General features: G+C 44.2%; 13 protein-coding genes. 2 read left to right on the plus strand and 11 right to left on the minus strand.

Going from position 1 to position 17989, the window contains the following annotated elements; translation table 11 throughout:
- Positions 1-79: 79 nt before the first annotated feature.
- Positions 80-1414 (minus strand): serine hydrolase, encoded by a 1335-nt coding sequence (locus tag EV213_RS12635; protein WP_133580905.1) that lies wholly within the window; start codon positions 1412-1414, stop codon positions 80-82.
- A 1154-nt stretch (positions 1415-2568) separates the two neighbouring features.
- Positions 2569-4032 (minus strand): IMP dehydrogenase, encoded by a 1464-nt coding sequence (gene guaB, locus EV213_RS12640; protein ID WP_133580906.1) that lies wholly within the window; start codon positions 4030-4032, stop codon positions 2569-2571.
- A 141-nt stretch (positions 4033-4173) separates the two neighbouring features.
- Here guaB and EV213_RS12645 point away from each other — a divergent pair, with 141 nt between their 5' ends.
- Positions 4174-5148, plus strand: coding sequence for a YaaC family protein (locus tag EV213_RS12645; RefSeq protein ID WP_133580907.1), 975 nt, complete (start codon positions 4174-4176; stop codon positions 5146-5148).
- Here EV213_RS12645 and EV213_RS12650 read toward each other — a convergent pair.
- From EV213_RS12650 to dnaA, 9 genes are all read right to left on the minus strand, one after another.
- Positions 5137-6207, minus strand: coding sequence for an HD-GYP domain-containing protein (locus EV213_RS12650; protein WP_133580908.1), 1071 nt, complete (start codon positions 6205-6207; stop codon positions 5137-5139). The two genes, EV213_RS12645 and EV213_RS12650, sit on opposite strands and share 12 nt — an antisense overlap.
- Positions 6208-7063: 856 nt before the next feature.
- Positions 7064-7216: a hypothetical protein gene (locus EV213_RS20790; RefSeq protein WP_166639300.1), complete on the minus strand. Its 153-nt coding sequence runs from the start codon at positions 7214-7216 to the stop codon at positions 7064-7066.
- 77 nt (positions 7217-7293) lie between these two features.
- Entirely contained in the window at positions 7294-9894 is a 2601-nt protein-coding gene (gene gyrA, locus EV213_RS12655; RefSeq protein ID WP_133580909.1) for a DNA gyrase subunit A, read from the minus strand.
- 56 nt (positions 9895-9950) lie between these two features.
- A complete protein-coding gene (gene gyrB / locus EV213_RS12660) occupies positions 9951-11879 on the minus strand; it encodes a DNA topoisomerase (ATP-hydrolyzing) subunit B (protein ID WP_133580910.1) in 1929 nt (642 codons plus the stop codon).
- Between the two features lie 59 nt (positions 11880-11938).
- Complete coding sequence (gene remB, locus EV213_RS12665) at positions 11939-12220, minus strand: extracellular matrix regulator RemB (protein ID WP_133580911.1); 282 nt, start codon at positions 12218-12220, stop codon at positions 11939-11941.
- A gap of 9 nt (positions 12221-12229) precedes the next feature.
- A complete protein-coding gene (recF, locus tag EV213_RS12670; RefSeq protein ID WP_133580912.1) occupies positions 12230-13345 on the minus strand; it encodes a DNA replication/repair protein RecF in 1116 nt (371 codons plus the stop codon).
- Positions 13346-13358: 13 nt separating this feature from the next.
- On the minus strand, positions 13359-13580 hold the full coding sequence (locus tag EV213_RS12675) for an RNA-binding S4 domain-containing protein (protein WP_133580913.1): 222 nt from the start codon (positions 13578-13580) through the stop codon (positions 13359-13361).
- 123 nt (positions 13581-13703) lie between these two features.
- Positions 13704-14843, minus strand: coding sequence for a DNA polymerase III subunit beta (gene dnaN / locus EV213_RS12680; RefSeq protein WP_133580914.1), 1140 nt, complete (start codon positions 14841-14843; stop codon positions 13704-13706).
- Between the two features lie 299 nt (positions 14844-15142).
- Positions 15143-16489 carry a chromosomal replication initiator protein DnaA gene (dnaA, locus tag EV213_RS12685; protein WP_133580915.1) on the minus strand — a complete coding sequence of 449 codons (1347 nt, stop codon included), beginning with the start codon at positions 16487-16489 and terminating at the stop codon, positions 15143-15145.
- 1312 nt (positions 16490-17801) lie between these two features.
- Here dnaA and rpmH point away from each other — a divergent pair.
- Entirely contained in the window at positions 17802-17936 is a 135-nt protein-coding gene (rpmH, locus tag EV213_RS12690) for a 50S ribosomal protein L34 (protein WP_133580916.1), read from the plus strand.
- The last annotated feature ends 53 nt before the right edge of the window (positions 17937-17989 follow it).

Genomic DNA, 17989 nt, shown 5'->3' on the forward strand with positions numbered 1-17989 from the left:
CCTCCATTTCGGATATGAATAGTAAGATGATTTATTTTAACTTACATCCTATAGAAATGCTAGTCCACGACGAAGTCTCCTAAGAAAATAGTCCGCCAATTCCAGATACAATTGCATTCCATAGATCAACGAAAAATCCACCGACAGCACGAGCACCGAGAACAAACCAGTTCGCCTTGTCCACTTGCGCAGTGGTTACAATATCAACAGAACCAAAGGATTGATCAGGTCCTTGTATATAGCCATAATCAATTTCACCTGTATAGGACACATTCATTTTCCCGACAACGGTATCTTTTTCGGCTGGCGCTTCGACGATTTGCTCACTAATGTCAAAGGAAGGCGTGTAGACCTCTTCCGCCTCTTCATTTTTAGCAACAATCACAGACAAAGGTGCGTTTGTTGCGACAGGCACAGTGCCCTCTTTTCCTTTATTCACTTCAACGGTTTGCTGTTCATCAGGTGCATAACCAGCGGGAAAGAGCTCTTGGCGCTCAAAGCTGTTAAACCCATAATCAAGCAACTTCCGCGTTTCTTCAAAACGTGCATCATTGTCAGCGGTTTTCATGACAACGGAAATCAGACGAGTGCCATTACGTTCTGCTGTTCCTGTAAAGCATGCGCCAGCGAGATCGGTAAAGCCAGTTTTCAACCCATCTACGCCTTCATACTCATGACCTAATCCTGGAAGCATCTTGTTCCAATTGATCATATCAATGGCATCGCTTGTCCCTTCGCGGAAAGTCATCGTCGGAATGCTTGCCGTGTCGAGCACTTCAGGGAAATCACTAATTAAACGATAAGCCAGCATCGCTGTGCTTCGTGCCGAGAGCATATTGGCATCGTTCGGACCCGTGCCCTCTGGATGCATCCCAATCAAACTCGAATTGTTCAAGCCTGTGACGTTCACAAATTGATAATCAGGAAGCCCTATTTCGGCTGCCTTCTGATTCATCATTTCAACAAACTTCGTTTCGGATCCAGCAAAAGCTTCAGCAAGGGCAATTGAGGCTCCATTGGCCGAATAAATAGCCATCGCTTGATAAAGCTCTTTGATCGTATAGGTGCCGTCTTCGCGTAATGGCACATTCGACAAGCTTCGATTTTGTGAAATTTGATACACATAATCCGAGATGGACGTTTCTTGGTCCCAGCTCAGTTTGCCTTCTTCAATGGCACTCAAAATAATGTATTCTGTCATCATTTTTGTCATTGATGCTGGCGGCAATGTGAGATCTGCATTTTTCTCGTACAAAATCCGACCTGTTTCAAAATCCAGCAAAATAGCTGCTTCTGCCTCTACATCAGGCCCCGTCTGTGCTTGAGCAACATTTAAATTCCCCACTTGAAAAAGTGATGTCAGCAGCACGAGTACCGTAAGCTGCAAAACACCCCATCGTTTCACTCGTCTCATTACTTTTTCCCCCAATAATTCGTTAAATATGTATGCATTTAGTCTTTCTCTTGATGCTGTGAGTTTATGACCTTCATCTGAGAGAGATCTTTTTTCCATAGCTGAAACTGCTTCGGACTAGTGCCCTTTCCACTAAATTAGTTGGTCATGGTCGAAATTGAACCAACATGGTCTATCTCATATCATTCGTTCTTTACAATAACCAAAAGCGGTAACTAGTGAGACTCCAGCAGCAAAGAAAACACGACGAGGTCTTTTCGAGTTGAAGATGCGCTAAGGTGCACGAGAATGACGACCGCTCCGTCAACATACTTCGCTTTCTGTGGGGCACGGCTTCAGCTTCCTCGGAAAGCAGGCTTTCCGAGGGGATCTTCAGCTCGCGCTGATCCCACTAGAGTCTACGTATGTTGGCTACGCTGATGTTTGTTTCTGCGTACATTGTTTTATTGTGGCTGGTTATCGTATAGAGGGTAAAAAGCTGTGTTGCAACTAAATAAGGCAAGTAGTTGCAATGTTTCAAGGTAGATCACCTGGTGCCTTTTACACGAATGTCGTTTGGTAAAGGTTGAAATTGAAACCAAAAAAGATCTTTCTCATTTCATTCGTTCTTTATAATAAACCAAAAATGGCTACTAGTGAGACTCCAACGGCAAAGAAAACACGATGAGGTCCTTTCGAATCGATGTTGCACTTGTACCCGCAGGGTGAAAAGAAAACACGATGAGGTCCTTTCCAATCGATGTTGCACTTGTACCCTTTAGGGTGAAAGCGAACGTATAGCCGTTTGCCTATAGAAAATATTTTCAGAAATTAACTTGTGCGAAACCAAGAACCATAACTCATCCTGAGTAAAATAAGATCTACGTTACCTGATGGGGCACTAGCGAGTAGCCTGAGTCCTGAACGAACTGAGCGAGAACACGTGGTGCATAGTATACGATGAGAATCGCACGCGTTTAACCGCTTGACTATAACGCTCTTCATCACGTGATGCCCTTTAATGGCTTGCGTACAACGAGTAATCAATTTTCACCTTTTAGTGTACCATATTTTTTACGCTTTCTGATGGTACAGTAAGGTTTTTCTCACAAAACGAAAAAGCTGTCCCAGAAGCCTTTGCATGACTTCGAGACAGCCTGTTCAGTACGAACTATTTACAAAGAGTAATTCGGAGACTCTTTTGTAATTTGCACATCGTGAGGATGGCTTTCTCTCAAGCCAGCGCCTGTCATCCGGATGAACTGGGCATTTTCACGAAGCGCCTCTATATCTGGCGTACCGCAGTACCCCATCCCAGAACGAAGACCGCCAATAAGTTGGTACACCGTATCTGCCAATGGTCCCTTAAATGGTACCCGGCCTTCAATGCCTTCAGGAACAAATTTGCGGTTGTCCTCTTGGAAATAACGATCTTTACTGCCTTGTTCCATCGCACCTACAGAACCCATTCCACGATACACTTTAAACTGTCTACCTTGGAAAATTTCCGTATCCCCTGGGCTCTCTGCTGTGCCTGCAAACAAACTTCCAAGCATGACAGCATAACCGCCAGCAGCAATGGCTTTTACGATATCACCAGAGAACTTCACACCGCCATCTGCAATAATAGTAGCCCCGAGCTTCCGAGCTTCCGTTGCACAATCATAAATCGCCGTAATTTGTGGAACACCGACACCTGCGACAACGCGCGTCGTACAAATTGAACCTGGACCAATACCGACTTTCACCACAGTCGCCCCTGCTTCAATTAGTGCCCGTGTGCCTTCTGGTGTCGCTACATTTCCAGCGATAATATCTAAGTCTGGATACAACTCGCGAATCTTCTTGACCTTTTCAAGGACTCCTTTGGAGTGCCCGTGTGCTGTATCAATCACAATCGCATCAACGCCCGCGGCAACGAGCTTCTCAATGCGTGCTTCTGCATCCTTTGTAACACCAACAGCTGCGCCAACAAGCAAACGTCCATGAGCGTCTTTAGCAGAATTCGGAAACTGAATGACCTTTTCAATATCCTTAATTGTAATAAGACCTTTGAGAATCCCGTTGTCGTTCACTAATGGAAGTTTTTCAATCTTGTGCTGCTGAAGTATTTTTTCAGCTTCCTCAAGCGTTGTTCCTACGGGTGCTGTCACAAGATTTTCCTTCGTCATCACTTCATGGATGCCCATAGAAAAGTCTTGAATAAACCGCAGGTCACGATTCGTCAAAATGCCAACGAGTTTTTGCTCCTCGACATTATTGACAATCGGTACACCTGAAATGCGGTATTTTCCCATAAGGTGCTCGGCATCAGCTACCTGATGATCAGGAGTGAGGAAAAAGGGGTTGGTAATAACGCCACTTTCAGATCGTTTTACCTTGTCCACTTCTTCCGCCTGCTGCTCAGCAGACATGTTTTTGTGAATAATGCCCATACCACCTTGACGGGCAAGAGAAATCGCCATCGGTGATTCAGTCACCGTGTCCATTCCTGCACTCAAAATAGGGATGTTTAAACGTAGCTTGTCCGAAAGCTTCGTTGAAACATCCACCTGATTTGGCAATATTTCCGATTTAGCGGGCATAAGCAACACATCATCAAACGTGAGTCCTTCTTTGGCAAATTTAGTTTCCCACATGGTTTCACCCCATCCTCCCTGCTCTTACGTCCCAAGATTATTAGTAGCTTAACAATTGGTTAAACTACTGTCAAGAAGCTGTCTCAAGTTTAATTATTCTGTCAACCACGCGGTTTAGGAGGGGTTCTTATCCAATTTTTCATGGCACCTTGGCAAGATGCTGTCCGATTTCAATCAGCGGCACACGCACAAAAATATTTATTTAAGCACTATGTGGAAAAAGGATTTCAAGAGCCACATAAGCTCAGCTACACAAATTGTTATCCATTTATGCACTACCTTGAGCATGGAAGAACGTATTATGAGCAAGCCGCCACCGCCCCAATGGCCATTCAGCCTAATCTGCTCTTTTACGGAATGGTTCAAATTCTAAAGGCTTGTTTGTTGACAGTGGACCCAGCCTTTCCCGGAACGACCGCCGTGATGGCCCATGGGCTTACAACACGAAAACGCAAAAAGCAGCAATACGAATTTTTAGATGATGAAGTTAAAGTTCAGAAAAACGGTTTGCTTCCACATTTTTCATCTCATTTATTTGGCTTTAAACAAAACGAAGGGGATAAATACCCGATGCTATACCTTCTCCAACGTATTCCAGAGCTACATGCGCTTTTTTCTACGATGAGAGGACGAGGCGCGCAGCTTCACTTAGATCCTGAAGGAAACGACGGCGGCGTTTTTTATCATTCTTCTTCCATGCTAGACCTCTTGCATATGACCGCACGGCGGTATGAAAGCTTTCTTCAGTCGTTTTTCGGCCAAGACATACGCGTAAAGGAATATGCCAGAGAACGTCTCCTCCATCTTTCAGGTGTTCCAAATCAGCATCCGATGACCTCTGCACCGCTTCAATTTGATATGCGTCATGAACGCTGGAGCCTTCCTTGTCTTCGGCCACAATTCACACGCTTGCCTGAAGTCGTCGTTCACTACATGCTTCTGTATAATTTGAGCATGATCGCTCGGTATGAAACAAGCTGGTGGATGGATGTGCTGCATTCCCATGCAGGCGAAGATTTTCCCTATATTAGTGAATTTCTTTACATCACATCCATCAAAATGCCTATGTATTTGCTGACCTTTCTAAAAGAAAGGGAGGGAGGATCAGCAGAGTGATTGGATGCTAAGGTTCTCCTTTTGCTGCAATGGAATAATCTCGTCTGTTTCAACCATTCTGACAAGTGGCGTAAGCAACGTATGTTCATCAACGTAGATAATTTCCGCCACAGCGCCATTCGACAGATGCACTTTCGTACCAATCGAAAAATCCATTAGCAGTTGCAGGAGTAACCTCACTGGCTGGGGATCGAGCGCGCCATACGTTTGGTCCATCATGCCTTTAATCACATGAAATGGCGTGAGACCTTTTCTGTAGCTTCGATCACACGTAAGCGCATGATAAACATCCGCTACAGCGACAATTTTTCCATACGGATGCAGCTGGGTGGTCTCCAACTGTAGGGGATACCCCGAGCCATCTATACGTTCATGATGCTGAAACGCCCCTAGTCGTATCCCCTCATTCATCGATTCATCCTGCCGCAACAAGTGATAGCTAATGATAGGATGATTGTGAATGGCGTCTCTTTCTTGAGCGAGTAGACCACTGGTTTTCTCTAGCAAGGATGGTGGCATTTTAGCCATCCCAATATCCGCAAGCAGCCCTGCCATGCCGATGTCTTCGTAATCTTGTTTTTTATACCCCATCTTGAACGCCAAATAGGCCGAGAGCATAGCGACAGACACCGCATGATTCGGTAAATAAAGCGTCGGCTTGTCTAAAAAACGACTGCTAAACAAAAGCTCCTTAGGTTGACGAACTCCTTCATTTAAGCATTTTGTTAGCCATGGCCGCACGCTTTGAATATTTAGTGTTTTGCCATTTTGAAATCCGTAAAAAAGCTGCTGAAATTTCCGTACAGAGTCATAATAGAGCTTTTCAAATAAGGTTTGCTTTACCCGACTCTTTTTCTTCTTTTGTTCCATTGGCGTAAACACCGTGCCATCCTCTTTGTATTGTGACACGTCAATTTCCTGTATTAGAAAAACTTCAAGCATCTCAATATCTCTTGAAGTTAGCACTGTCCCATTTTTTACGAGCAAATGAGGTGTGACCGATCGCACATCGCCTGAAGACACACACCCTTCTTGCAGCTGAGAAATAGAAACCTTCATCAGTTCGCACCCCACACATGACTTTTTACTTATATCTTATGATAAATTCAGGAAGAATAAAAGCGTTATCACGCTTAAATTACAAATAAATAAACCTTAAGACTCATTTTTTGCAAAAAATATAAATTTTTCATAAGTAATTTCGTCCTATGTTCGCGGAATAGGGTTAAAAGCTAAACTAACCATACTGATATTGACATTAGGTCATACGTTCGGTCACAAACGTTCCAATTAATGTCTAATGTTCTTCGACCGCTCCGGCAAAATACTTCGCTTTCACCCTAAAGGGCACAAGTGCAACATCGATTCGAAAGGACCTCATCGTGTTTTCTTTGCCGCTGGAGTCTCGCTAGTGGCTGCTTTTGATTCTTTTTTTTTGCTCAGGCATGGCTTATAAAAAATTATGAAATTCACTCATACTCATCCCAGCTAATTTCAAGTATTTAGCCTTTGAAATGAAGCTTCATTTCTTTTGGAGGTGTAAGTCAGTGATTGTTGGTATCTTCACTTTACTAAACAAGTCTGGTGTTTTTCTCTATTAGCTTTATCATCCGTTAGGTGTTTACCTCAAACGCTTAAATAAGCATGTTGTCTATGCGTTCTTGTGTTTCATGGTCGACCTGCGCTTCATTCGTTTTTTTGAACCTGATTCTCTCATCCGACAGGTCGAACAGGAAATTGCAAAAACAGCAAAATCTAACGCTACATCAATCCTGCGAAGCAGATGATTCTCGGCACCAGGTGATATGATTCTGCATAAAACGATGCGCTTACTTATCTTGTTTGCTATAGCAACAGGTGACAACTCACTTTTCGTTTTTCTAAATTATACGAGACCAATAAAAATAAAAACAATTTACGCAGAAACAAACATCAGCGTAGTCAAATACGTAGACTCCAGCGGGAACAGCGCGAGCTGAAGATCCCGCAGGAAAGCTTGCTTTCCGAGGAAGCTGAAGCCGTGCCCGCGGAAAGCGAAGTATTTTGACGAAGCGGTCGAATTAATCATGTCTCTGCCTCTACAGTTGTTTATATACACAAAAAGCTACCCTCAAGTCTTTACGACCTAAGGGCAGCTCTTGCGTATTATTCGTCTGTCTCTGGATCTTCATTTGTATCTGTTTCAGTTTCTATTGTGTCTGTATCTGAATCTTTATCTGCATCTGGCGCATCCTCAACCACATCCGTCTCAGTGTTCTCTGCTACTTCTGCGTCGCGCTCTTCGTCAGGAATCTCGTTCTCTTCTTCAGAGCCATCTGTGTCTTCTTTCACTTTTGCCACAGTAGCTACTTTTTCATCCTCAGACAAGCGAATCAGACGTACACCTTGAGTGTTTCGTCCCATTGTTGAGATGCCATCGACGGCCATTCGGATCAGTACACCTGCTGCGGTCATTAACAGAAGGTCTTCTTCGCCATCAACGGTTTTTATGGCCATGACTGTCCCATTTTTGTCGGTGATGTTACACGTTCGCAGACCTTTTCCGCCTCTGCTTTGTGTCCGATACTCCTCTGCTGGTGTCCGTTTGCCATACCCTTTTTCGGTGACAATCAACACATCGGATCCTTCATCGAGAATTTCCATTCCGACGACGCCATCTTGTTTCGAGAGTGTGATCGCTCTTACACCAGTGGCCGTACGACCCATGGAACGCACATCGGTTTCATGAAAACGAATCATCATGCCCTGCTTCGTCCCAATGACAATGTTTTGCTCGCCATCCGTCATGCGGACGTCAATCAACTCATCCTCCTCACGTAGAGAAAGAGCGATTAAGCCGCCTTTGCGAATATTTGCGAACGCCGATAATGGCGAACGTTTGGCAATCCCACTCTTTGTTGTAAAGAACAGGAACCAGTCATCCACAAATTCGTCGACGGGAATAATGGCATTCACCCATTCATCTTTTTCAATATCTAAGAGATTAATGAGTGGCAACCCTTTCGCTGTCCGGCTATATTCAGGAATTTCATAGCCTTTCGCACGATACACTTTGCCCTTGTTTGTAAAGAATAAGATCGTCGAATGCGAAGACGTCGTTATGAGATGCTTTATAAAGTCATTTTCATTCGTATTCATTCCTTGAATACCGCGCCCGCCACGTCTTTGGTTCTTATACGTCGACAATGGCAGTCGTTTAATATAGCCGTTATGTGTAAGTGACACAATGATCTGGCTGCGTGGAATTAAGTCCTCGTCCTCAATCATGTCAAAGCCGGCAGCCGCAATTTCAGTGCGACGTTCATCATAGAACCGTTCTTTGATCTCTAACAGCTCTTCACGGATAATTTCGAGCACTTTTTCTTCATCTGCCAAAATAGCCTTCAATTCAGCGATTAAAGTAAGGAGTTCGTTATACTCCTGCTCAATTTTTTCACGCTCTAATCCAGTCAATCGTTGCAAACGCATGTCCAAAATGGCCTGTGCCTGCTTTTCTGAAAGCCCAAACCGTTCGATCAACCCATTGCGAGCGATATCCGTCGTCTGAGACCCACGGATTAAGGCAATGACTTCATCAAGATGATCAAGTGCAATACGCAACCCCTCGAGGATATGAGCCCGTGCCTCTGCTTTACGAAGCTCATAAGCCGTACGCCTGCGGATCACGACTTTTTGGTGCTCAAGATAATGATACAAGCACTGTTTTAAAGTCAACACCTTAGGGTAGCCATCCACAAGCGCTAGCATATTAATCCCAAAGCTTGATTGTAGTGCCGTGTGCTTGTAAAGGTTGTTCAAGAGCACGTTGGCATTCGCATCACGACGCACCTCAATGACAATACGCATGCCTTCACGGTCGGATTCATCACGCAAATCAGAAATGCCATCGATTCGTTTTTCACGAACAAGTTCGGCCATCTTTTCGATAAGACGGGCCTTGTTCACCTGGTAAGGAAGCTCTGTGACAATGATCGTCGCTTTCCCGTTCGAGCTTTCTTCAATTTCGGCCTTTGCTCGAATTAAAATAGAACCTCGTCCTGTTTCATACGCCTTCCGAATGCCTGTACGTCCCAAAATGATCCCTGCTGTTGGGAAGTCTGGTCCTGGGATAATCTCCATCAGTTCAGCGATTGTAATATCAGGATCTTTGCTTAACGCAAGCACGCCATCCACGAGCTCTCCTAAATGGTGTGGCGGAATATTTGTCGCCATGCCGACAGCAATTCCAGCAGCCCCATTTAGGAGCAGTCCTGGGATACGTGACGGTAGCACGACTGGTTCGCGTTCAGAGCCATCGTAGTTGTCCTGATAATCGATGGTGTCCTTGTTGATGTCACGGACCATTTCCATCGCAATCTTTGACATTCTTGACTCTGTATAACGCATTGCCGCAGCGCTATCGCCATCGACTGAACCAAAGTTGCCGTGGCCATCAACGAGCATATAACGAAAGTTAAAGTCCTGTGCCATCCGAACCATCGTTTCATAGACAGCTGAATCGCCATGAGGATGATACTTCCCGATGACATCGCCGACAATACGCGCTGATTTCTTGTAGGCCTTGTCAGCTGTCATCCCCATATCATTCATCGCATACAAAATCCGGCGGTGTACCGGCTTCATCCCATCCCGTACGTCAGGTAATGCGCGGGAGACGATAACGCTCATCGCATAATCCATAAAGGATTCGCGCATTTCCTTGCTTATGTTAATTTCTTTTACATTGGATCGTTCTTGATCGGCCATGAGAATAACTCCTTCTTTGGAACGCCAGACTCTAGCGGTGAGTGCAAGCGACTAGTCTAAACGTCAAGATTTTTTACGTATTGAGCGTTCTCCTGGATAAAGTTTCGCCTTGGTTCGACCTTATCTCCCATCAAAATATCGAAAATCTCGTCCGCTTCAATTGCGTCCTGTAAATTCACCTGTAGCAACGTTCGAGTGGACGGATCCATTGTCGTTTCCCAAAGCTGAGTAGGATTCATCTCGCCAAGCCCTTTGTAACGTTGTAGACCAGGCTTAGGCGTCGCATTTAATTGTGCAACCTGCGCTTCCATCTCTCTGTCATTATACGCATAGGAGACGTGCTTCCCTTGCGTAATTTTATAAAGGGGCGGCTGAGCAATGTAAATGTAGCCATGCTCTAAAATCGGGCGCATGTAGCGATAGAAAAACGTCAGCAGTAAAGTTCGAATATGAGCACCGTCAACATCGGCATCCGTCATAATTACGATCTTGTGATAACGTGCCTTTTCAATCGTGAAATCTTCCCCTATGCCTGTTCCAATCGCTGTGATAATCGTTCGGACTTCATTGTTGGAGAGGATTTTATCAAGGCGCGCCTTCTCCACATTTAAAATTTTTCCTCGCAATGGAAGAATCGCTTGGAAGTGTCGATCACGCCCTTGCTTCGCAGAGCCACCGGCAGAGTCTCCCTCTACGACATACAGTTCAGAAATCGAAGGATCCTTGGATGCACAGTCGGCTAGTTTCCCTGGTAAGTTTGAGATCTCAAGCGCGTTTTTGCGATGAGCGAGGTCACGCGCATTTTTGGCGGCAATCCTTGCTCTTGACGCAAGCAAACCTTTTTCAACGATTAATTTTCCTACAGAAGGGTTCTCATACAAAAACGCTTCGAATGTGGCTGAAAAGACATGATCGGTAATCGTCCGTACCTCACTGTTGCCAAGCTTGGTTTTCGTTTGGCCTTCAAACTGCGGATCCGGGTGTTTCACGGAAATAATCGCGGTCAGTCCTTCACGAACATCATCGCCTGTGAGGTTCGGATCCTTCTCCTTGAACATGTTCTTCTTACGCGCATAATCATTGATCACACGTGTGAGTGCCGTTTTAAAGCCGAATTCGTGCGTGCCGCCTTCGAATGTATGGATGTTGTTGGCAAATGAATAGAGATTGCTCGTGTAATCATCATTGTATTGAAGAGCAACTTCAACAGAAATGCCGTTCTCTTCACCTTCAACGAAAACAGGTTCTTCGTGAATGACGGTTTTTGAACGGTTTAAATGCTCCACATAGGAGGCGATTCCTCCCTCATAGTGGTACTCCTTTATGAGATCCTCTTCACCACGCTTATCGGTAATCGCAAGCGTGAGACCGCGGTTTAGGAAGGCGAGCTCCCGTGTCCGATTTTTCAAGGTATCAAAGTTGTATTCTAGTACTTCTGTGAAAATTGTGGGATCTGGCTTGAAATGGATACGTGTACCTGTCGTATCTGAATCACCAATCATTTTTAAATCTTCATCTGGCACACCTTGCTGATACGATTGGAAATACACATGACCGTCACGATGAACGTATACTTCAAGTGCTGTACTTAGTGCGTTAACAACAGAAGCCCCTACGCCGTGCAAACCGCCGGAGACCTTATAGCCACCGCCACCAAATTTACCGCCAGCGTGTAAGACTGTCATGATAACCTCCACAGCCGGTCGCCCCATCTTTTCCTGAATTCCAACAGGAATACCACGGCCATTGTCTGTCACAGTGATGCTGTTGTCTTTTTCAATCACAACATCAATTTTGTCACAATAGCCAGCGAGGGCTTCATCGATACTGTTATCGACAATTTCCCACACCAAGTGATGGAGACCGCGCTCATTGGTTGCGCCGATGTACATGCCTGGCCTTTTCCGAACGGCTTCAAGCCCTTCCAGGACCTGAATTTGACTTTCATCATAGGCCTGTTCAACTGGATTCTGTTCACTCGTCAATTCAATCACCACATTTTCTTTTGCATTTCGCTGCGAAAACAGCGTCTAAAGCTAATCGCTTACTCGCCTTGATCGTCAGCGATTAGCTGAGAGTCAAGGTCTTGAATCATATCGGCACGTTTTTTTAATGTCACCGAGGATAACGGTGAGAAATAAACAGCCTCTTTCATCACCACAATGGATTTCGTCATCCCTTCTGCAAGGTCAAACACAAGACGATCCTTTTGTGTTTCGTTGATAAATTCCTGTGTAATTAGTGATGAATCAAGCAGGACGCGATCAAGGATAGCGACCACATCTTCAGATCGGACGACCACATCTTCTCCAATATGGATAAACACCCTCTCTGATCACCTCGTTTTCGTAATGTCGCCATGGCGAACAGAAAACATCGCTGCCTTCTGAATCGTATCGTGCTCTATGCCATCCACGTTCGTCGTGGTCACAAAGGTTTGTACTTTTCCCTGGATCGTGTTCAGCAAATGTGTTTGTCGAGAATTGTCTAATTCGGACAGCACATCATCCAACAGCAAAACTGGGTATTCCCCGACCTCGTGCCGAATGAGCTCCAACTCAGCAAGTTTGAGTGATAAAGCGGTCGTTCGCTGCTGCCCTTGCGATCCATAGGTTTGCACTTCTTTTTCATTCACATAAAAAAGCAAATCGTCTCGGTGCGGTCCAATCAATGTTGAGCCCCGCTCGATTTCCTTCTCTCTAATGGCTTGAAATTTTTCTAAGTATTTTTTTACCAGTGTCGACAAATCTTCGTTTGCTGATACGTCAAGTGATGGTTTATATGCCACTCGCAATGCTTCATGCTGCTCCGTAATGCCGGCATGGATTGGCGCCGCCCATTGCTGAAGCAGCGCTAAGAAGGAAAAACGTTTGGATGTCAGTGTCGCGGCTGTATCTGCAAGCTGCTCCGTCAACACATCAAGCATCACAGGATCCTGCTTTTTCCGCTGCATGTTTTTTAATAGCTGATTTCGTTGCTTTAGCACCTTGACGTAAGTAGACAGGTGATGCATATACATAGGGCTGACCTGACCAATTTCCATATCTAAAAATCGTCGGCGAACTTGAGGACTCCCTTTCACAAGATGCAAATCCTCTGGTGCAAACATGACGACATTCAATGCGCCAAGATACATGCTCAGCTTTTTTTGTTCAAGCTGGTTCAGGCGAGCCTTCTTCCCCTGCTCTGAAATAACAAGCCGCATCGAAAGGGAAGAATTCTTTTTTACAATATCCCCTTCTATTTTAGCATAAGTCTCGTCCCATTTAATTAATTCTTTATCTCTTGGTGTCCGGTGTGATTTTGCCATCCCAAGAACATAAGCGGCTTCCATCACATTCGTTTTGCCCTGTGCATTTTGTCCAAGCAAAACGTTTACCTCAGGACTAAATTCAATGTCTGCACGGGCTATATTGCGATAGTTCGTCAGCTTTAAATGTTGAATGTGCACATGTCGCCCTCCCTCAACGAGAGCTGATCAAGTAGGTGCCGCCTTCTGGCAAGGTCAACTGATCCCCTGGATATAATTTTCGTCCACGGCGCTCATCCACTTCTCCATTGACCAATACCGTATATTCGCTCAAATACATCTTTGCCATGCCACCGGTGCTAATTTCACCAGTCAACTGAAGTGCTTGTTGCAACGTGATATAAGGCGTGTCAATCACAATTTCCTCATTTTTCATTCGTTCCGCTCACTTTCTGTCAGAGTAAGACATCGTCTCCCTATTGTACTAAAAAAACGTCCAATAGAAAAGAACACCGGACAGGGCTCCTTGCCTGAACGGTGTTGGTGTTTTGTTTTGCACTTAGTGTGTTCGCACAGGAACAATCAAATACAAAATCCGTGCGTCATCGATGCCTTTGATTATGAATGGTCTCATCGCCCCAGTAAAGCTAATTCGAATGTCAGGACTTTCAATGGCTCGGAGTGCATCCATCATAAATTTCGCAGAAAAGGAGATTTTTAAAGACTCCCCTTCAATTCCTTTTACAGCCACATTTTCGTAGACCTTACCAATTTCAGGGGAATTGGATGAAATCTCGACATCAGCCTCTCCCTCATTGACCGATAGTTTGACGACGTTATTACGGTCCTCTTTCGCAAGCAATGATGCTCTATCAATCGCCTGTAAGAACTCTTTTGTTTTGACTTCAAAGCTTGTTTTGCTTGAATCAGCAATCAGCTTGGACGTATCGGGATATGCTCCTTCTAGCAGTCTCGAAAAGAACAACAATCTTGGCGTTCTGAACAACACCTGTCGCTCAGTTAATACAACATCAACGCTACTATTTGTATCATCCAAAATTTTACTCAATTCACTTAAACTCTTTCCTGGTATAACGATACTCCGCTTCTCTCCGTCGCCACCTTCAATGTTCACCTCGCGCAATGCAAGCCGATGGCTATCTGTTGCAGTACAGATGAGTTCACCCGCTTCGATCGTCCAGTTTACACCTGTCAAGATCGGACGGGTCTCTGACGTTGAAATGGAGAATGCAGTTTGTTTGATCATCGTTTTTAATAAATCGATAGGCATTTGATACACATTTTCTTCTTCAATCGACGGCAGTTGAGGATATTCTTCAGGGTCCATACCATTCAGATTGAATTTGGCATTGCCAGATGTAATTTGTGTGTTTAAATGATCGAGCACTTGAATCGTTACTGTTGAATTTGGCAGTTTTTTAACAATCTCTCCAAAAAAGCGCGCCTGCAACACGATACTTCCCTCTTCAATTACCTCAACGAATTGCTGATCCTCTTCAGTCAGAGGCACCGAGGCTTCAATGGTTACATCCGAATCGCTGCCAATAAACGAGGCGCCTTCGTCCGTCACGGTCACTTTAATCCCGGTTAATACAGGAATTGTTGTTCTTGGAGAGACGGCTTTAAGTACATCTTGTACAGCTTCGATCAGCTTATCTCTTTGAATGGAAAAATGCATGATTGTTCCCCCTGTTATAAAGCGCTAAAGTTTGGTTGCCAGAACGAATGCTCTGCTCTTCTGAATGCCTTTTACTCTTTTAAAATCGCCTTTTCATTTTGCTGTAATGAGTTTTAAAAGAATCATTTTCTGCGCGACTATATATTGATTATAAGAATAAAAAAAGTAGTAGTACTCGTAGTAGGGCTTGTGGAATTGTGGATAAGACCAAAAACTTGTTGGCGTTCTAGTTGTTCACATGTGGATAGCGTGTGTATAACTGCGTGCAGCTTGTCCACATTTACCCACAGGTTAATAGACTATGAAAGTTTCAGTTGCTCACGAATGCTGTCGAGCTTTGCTTGCAATTCTTTGTCAGTTTGCAGCAGCGTGGAGATTTTTTCATGGGCATGAATAACGGTTGTATGATCTCTTCCGCCAAATTCCTCGCCAATCTTAGGCAATGAAAAATCGGTTAGTTCACGAGACAAAAACATAGCGATTTGTCGAGGGAAAGCGATGGACTTTGTACGCTTCTTTGCTTTAAAATCCTCGAGTTTAATGTTGTACTCACGACCAATGGTGCTTTGTATATCGTGAATGGTGACCACCTTTGCCTTTTGATTAGGAATAATGCTTTTTAACGCTTCGGCAGCTAAATTGGCATTAATGTCTGAGTTAATCAGTGAGGAGTAAGCAACGACTCGAATTAAGGCGCCTTCCAGCTCTCGAATATTGGTATCGATCTGATTGGCAATATACAGCATGACTTCATTTGGAATGTCAAGGCCTTCTGCTTTGGCTTTTTTACGGAGAATGGCAATTCTCGTTTCCAAATCGGGTGGTGTAATGTCGGTAATCAAGCCCCATTCAAATCGGGAACGCAGGCGATCCTCTAATGTTGGGATCTCCTTTGGCGGCCGATCGCTCGAAATGACAATTTGCTTGCTTTCTTCATGAAGCGCATTAAAGGTGTGAAAGAATTCTTCCTGAGTCTGTTCTTTGCCTGCCAAAAACTGAATATCATCAATGAGGAGCACGTCAACACTGCGGTATTTATTGCGGAAATCAACACCACGGTTGTCACGAATGGCATTGATAAACTCATTTGTGAATTTTTCGGTTGAAAGGTATACGACCTTTGCCTGGGGATTATGATCTTGAACATAATGACCAATCGCATGCATTAAATGTGTTTTGCCAAGACCTACCCCTCCATAAACAAAAAGAGGATTGTATGCATTGGCAGGTGCTTCAGCGACGGCTAAGGATGCGGCATGGGCAAAACGGTTACCTGAGCCGATGACAAACGTATCAAATGTGTACTTTGTATTCAACATACTTTGTGGTGTTTCGTCTGCATTGACCGATGCTTTAACGGCTGGAGCGGTTTTTTGTTCATGTGCCTCGTCCACCTGCACCTTCGGAATAATAAAGCGCACATCTAACGCATCTCCAGTAATGTCTTCTACGGTTTGTGACACAAGGCTTGTGTATTTGTCTTCAAGCCAATCTCGCGCAAAGTCATTCGGCACGGTTACGATGAGCGTAGATTGTTCCAATTCATACGCTTTCGTTTGCTTGAGCCACGTTTCATAACTTGGCTTGCTTACTTTCTTTTTTATTTCTTCGAGGGTTTTATCCCAAAGCTCTGTAATGTTTTGCACCCATACCCCTCCTTCATCGTCTATATGTATAAAGCAATGTATGTTGTACAAAAATTGTACAACATACGCAATCCGTCTCTATGAAGTTGCATAAAAATACATTCGTCAAAAAACGACGATTTCAATATAGTATACTAGAAAAACAAACATCCCCAAAGAATTGCAGGATGTGGATAACCGAAAACACAGGTTCGGGATAAGTAACGACGATCTATCCACAGGGTGTGGAAGATAAAATCGCAACGCCATTTAAAAATAGAGTTAAAACACAAATATGATAACAAAAAGAAGCGATGTTTGCAATGGATTGTCGAATCTTATCCACAGGCACTACAGGTTGTGGACTTCTTTTATCCACAGGTCTATATGTTGTGGATGGTGTGTGGGTATGTTGTGGATGGAAAATCTCGAGGCGAAAAAAGCTTCCACAGCCGAATTGAAATGGGCTGTGAATAACTCCTGTTCATTTGCAGGTGAAAGAAAGTTGTTTTTTTCATTCATTCTTGTTGGGATGGGCAGTCAACTGGGTGGACGAGGGTTGTCTACTTTGAAGTGAGCGAAGCTGTCCTTTGAGAAATAAAAGCAATTTGCAATGAGCGGATTTCTACACTCTAAATAACACTAGCGACAAAGAAAACACGACGAGGTCTTATCGAATCGATGTTGCACGTGTGCCCTTTAGGGTACAGGGGCCGCTTCGTCAAAATACTTCGCTTTCCGCGGGCACGGCTTCAGCTTCCTCGGAAAGCAAGCTTTCCTCCGGGATCTTCAGCTCGCTGTTCCCGCTGGAGTCTACGTATTTTGACTACGCTGATGTATGTTTCTGCGTTTTTATACATGCCACAACATAAAATGTGACCATCATTAAAAGCTGCCACTAGTGATACTCCAGCGGTAAAGAAAATAGGATGAGGTATTTTCGAATCGATGTTGCCCTTATACCCTTTAGGATAAAAGCGAGCGTATGGCAGCTAGTATCAAAAGCAACGACAACATTGGATTGTAGCTTTACCCAGTGATATTTAAGCTTTCCAGCCAAATAAAAGGTGCGAAAGTTAATATAAAGAGTCTTTGCAAAGGGAGAGAATGCTAAAAACAAATGAAGTGAAACCATCGAGTCGTTTGAACAATTGTTGCCAATGGGTGTAGTGCTGCTTACATAAGCTAGATCTGTCCTCATTTTAAACCTTCTTTTATAAATGAAGTCTTCATGTGCTCCTAAATAAACCTTCTGTTGACTGCTGTCCAGTGATTCTTTATAATTGGTAAGACTGTCTGTGAACAGTTATGTATTTAGCAGGAGGTGTAGCAAGTGAAACGCACGTATCAACCAAACCGTCGTAAGCGGAGTAAAGTACACGGTTTTCGTAGCCGTATGAGCTCTAGCAATGGTCGTAAAATTTTGGCAAGACGTCGCCGTAAAGGAAGAAAAGTCTTGTCTGCCTAGACCACTGAAGGTGTCAGTGGTCTTTTTTTCAACGTTTTCTATAGGAAAACACA

It is taken from the genome of Aureibacillus halotolerans, from assembly GCF_004363045.1.
Lineage (GTDB): Bacteria > Bacillota > Bacilli > Bacillales > DSM-28697 > Aureibacillus > Aureibacillus halotolerans.

Coding starts and splice junctions, on each gene's coding strand:
- gyrA (WP_133580909.1), bottom strand. CDS start 9,894: ATGGCCGATCAAGAACGATCCAATGTAAAAGAAATTAACATAAGCAAG.
- EV213_RS12635 (WP_133580905.1), bottom strand. CDS start 1,414: ATGAGACGAGTGAAACGATGGGGTGTTTTGCAGCTTACGGTACTCGTG.
- EV213_RS12645 (WP_133580907.1), top strand. CDS start 4,174: ATGGCACCTTGGCAAGATGCTGTCCGATTTCAATCAGCGGCACACGCA.
- guaB (WP_133580906.1), bottom strand. CDS start 4,032: ATGTGGGAAACTAAATTTGCCAAAGAAGGACTCACGTTTGATGATGTG.
- dnaN (WP_133580914.1), bottom strand. CDS start 14,843: ATGCATTTTTCCATTCAAAGAGATAAGCTGATCGAAGCTGTACAAGAT.
- EV213_RS12650 (WP_133580908.1), bottom strand. CDS start 6,207: ATGAAGGTTTCTATTTCTCAGCTGCAAGAAGGGTGTGTGTCTTCAGGC.
- EV213_RS20790 (WP_166639300.1), bottom strand. CDS start 7,216: ATGATTAATTCGACCGCTTCGTCAAAATACTTCGCTTTCCGCGGGCAC.
- EV213_RS12675 (WP_133580913.1), bottom strand. CDS start 13,580: ATGAAAAATGAGGAAATTGTGATTGACACGCCTTATATCACGTTGCAA.